Raw genomic sequence first — 2295 nt, forward strand, 5'->3', positions numbered from 1 at the left:
GGGCCCGCGAACTCGACGCCGTCGGGGTGGAGTTCGAGGTCGTCCCCGGCGTGGTCTGAGCAGGGCAGTCCGGGCAGGGCGGCCGTCTACTCCCAGGCGGCGGTGAGGGCGTCGTCGATCCCGTCGCGCACCGCGCTTCGCACCTCGTCGATCGCCGGCGGGGCCCCCGGGCCCTCCCACACGATGGGCCGACCCGCGGCCAGCACCGGGCGTCGCGGAGGTGTCCTGGCGTGCTCCCGCCCGTGGTAGACGATCCCGACCGGTAGGACCGCCACCCGGCCGCCCTCCACGCGGACCCCGCGGACCATCTGGCCCACCCCCTTCTTGACCGAGTCGAGACGGAGCGTGCGCAGGTCGTCGGCCGAGGAGTTGGTCCCCTCGACGAACGTCAGGACCACGCCGCCCGAGGTGAGACGATCCACGCAGAGACCGATGAGCCGGGCCGCCGCCGCATCGTGCACCTCGCGTGCCGTGCCCTGGTAGTTCTTGGCCCGGAACACCGGGACCGTCCCCGTGTACTCGAAGACCGGGCGCAGCGGGCTCCGGAAGAGCGGGTCCTTGGTCAGGCCCGTGCCGCTCGACAGGAACCGGACCCGCTTGTCGAACACGCCCGAGGCCAGGACGAACGGGTCGTGCTTGGACGGGTGGTTGGCGGCGACGACGATCCCCACCCCGGCGTCGTGGAGACGGTGCAGCTCGGACACGGTTTCCGGCGCGATCCGCAGCTCGGGGGCATAGACGGCCCCGACGAGAGCCAGCAGCGGGTGGGTGACGCCGTCGCGCCGACGACCGGGGCCGTAGAAGTCGTACACGGCCTCCCAGTTGGCCACGGTCACCTCTGGCCGCGCACCCCGCCTGCCGCCTGCGTTCATCCCCCCAGTGTCGCCGAGCGGGTGCCGCCCCGCACCCGGATTGCGGCATGCTCGAAGGGTGAGCGCTCCCGGGATGACGTCATGAACCCCCGCCTCCTGCTGGTCGCCCACGGCACCCGGGCGGCGGCCGGCCGCCGCGTGCTGGGTCGGGTCCTGCTGGAAGCGCGTAAACAGCTGGCCGGCGTGGACTGCCGACTGTCCTGGGTGGACGTCCAGTCACCCGGCCCGGGCCGGATACTCGCCGACGGCGCACCGACGGTCGTGGTCCCGGCTTTTCTCGCCCGCGGTTACCACGTCACCCACGACGTCGGGCAGGCCTGCCGCGACGCCCCCGGCCCGGTCGTCCAGACGCCGCACCTCGGCGCGGAACCGGAGGTCGTGCGGGCATTGATGCAGCGGCTCGCCGAGGCCGGCGCGGTGGGCGCGTTCGGCGCGGACGCCGTGGTCCTGGGCGCGGCGGGGAGTAAGAACGCGTCGTCGATCGCGGAGACGAGGGCGCTCGCCGACAGGCTCTCCGACCTCATGGGCGTGCCGGTGACCTCGGGTTTCGCTTCCGCGGCGGTCCCGACCGTCGCCGAGGCGGTCGAGCAGTTCCGCACCGGGGGGCGACGACGGGTGGCGGTCGCGACCCACCTTCTCGCCCCCGGTTTCTTCGCCGATCGAATGGCCGCGGCAGGCGGGGATATCGTCTCTCCGCCACTCGGCGCACACCCGGAGATCGTCGATCTCATCGTGCGGAGATATCGCGAGAATTCCGACTCTTTCGGCCACTGAACAACTGTGGAATATCCCCGAAAAGTTCAGCACTGAAAACATTGTCGAGAAGCGTTATCCAAAACATACGTGTGCGTATGTCGACTTCCCTGTGCATAATGTCTTCATATAGAGAACAGAGCCGGCCAAGGGAGAAGAACACATGGCACAGCAGTTCCAGGTGCAGTACATCGACGACCTCGACGGAACGGATCTCGGCAGCGACGCCAATACGATCACGTTCGCATTTGACGGTAAGGAATACACGATCGACCTCAGCGACGAGAATGCTGAGAAATTCCGCGAGGTAATGGCTCCGTACGTGGAGAACGGCCATCGTGTCTCGTCCAGTGGCAAGGCCAAGCCTGCACGCCGGGCGGCGGCCAAGTCCTCGTCGTCCTCGGGCGATACCAAGGCGATTCGCGAATGGGCCCGCAGCAACGGTTACGAGGTCTCCGACCGCGGCCGAATTCCGTCCGACATCATGGACGCCTACGCCGCGGCCAACTGATACGGACACCGGTCTGTACGACCAACACACGGACGCGGACCAACCCTGTCGCCACTCGACGAGGCGACGAACTGGAATCGCGTGCAAAGGTAAGGCCCACAGTCCCCGCGAGGGGCTGCGGGCCCTTCTTTTCGCACGCTGACCTTTTCGCACGCTGAC

The 2295-nt window shown here is 68.7% G+C and carries 3 protein-coding genes; 2 read left to right on the forward strand and 1 reads right to left on the reverse strand.

Annotated features, from left to right (window positions below; translation table 11 throughout):
* Nucleotides 1-86 precede the first annotated feature (86 nt).
* The gene (locus G6024_RS14710; protein ID WP_159149053.1) at nt 87-872 is read right to left on the reverse strand and encodes a lysophospholipid acyltransferase family protein; all 786 of its coding nucleotides are present in this window, start codon (nt 870-872) and stop codon (nt 87-89) included.
* Nucleotides 873-953: 81 nt separating this feature from the next.
* Here G6024_RS14710 and G6024_RS14715 point away from each other — a divergent pair, with 81 nt between their 5' ends.
* Entirely contained in the window at nt 954-1646 is a 693-nt protein-coding gene (locus G6024_RS14715) for a sirohydrochlorin chelatase (RefSeq protein WP_159149054.1), read from the forward strand.
* 142 nt (nt 1647-1788) lie between these two features.
* Nucleotides 1789-2136 (forward strand): histone-like nucleoid-structuring protein Lsr2, encoded by a 348-nt coding sequence (locus tag G6024_RS14720; RefSeq protein WP_069389515.1) that lies wholly within the window; start codon nt 1789-1791, stop codon nt 2134-2136.
* Nucleotides 2137-2295 lie beyond the last annotated feature (159 nt).

The sequence above is a fragment of the Dietzia maris genome (assembly GCF_014144855.1).
GTDB classification, from domain to species: domain Bacteria; phylum Actinomycetota; class Actinomycetes; order Mycobacteriales; family Mycobacteriaceae; genus Dietzia; species Dietzia kunjamensis.

What these genes read in the sequence shown, in the direction of transcription:
- G6024_RS14715 (WP_159149054.1), top strand. Translation starts at nt 954, where the DNA reads ATGAACCCCCGCCTCCTGCTGGTCGCCCACGGCACCCGGGCGGCGGCC.
- G6024_RS14710 (WP_159149053.1), bottom strand. Translation starts at nt 872, where the DNA reads ATGAACGCAGGCGGCAGGCGGGGTGCGCGGCCAGAGGTGACCGTGGCC.
- G6024_RS14720 (WP_069389515.1), top strand. Translation starts at nt 1,789, where the DNA reads ATGGCACAGCAGTTCCAGGTGCAGTACATCGACGACCTCGACGGAACG.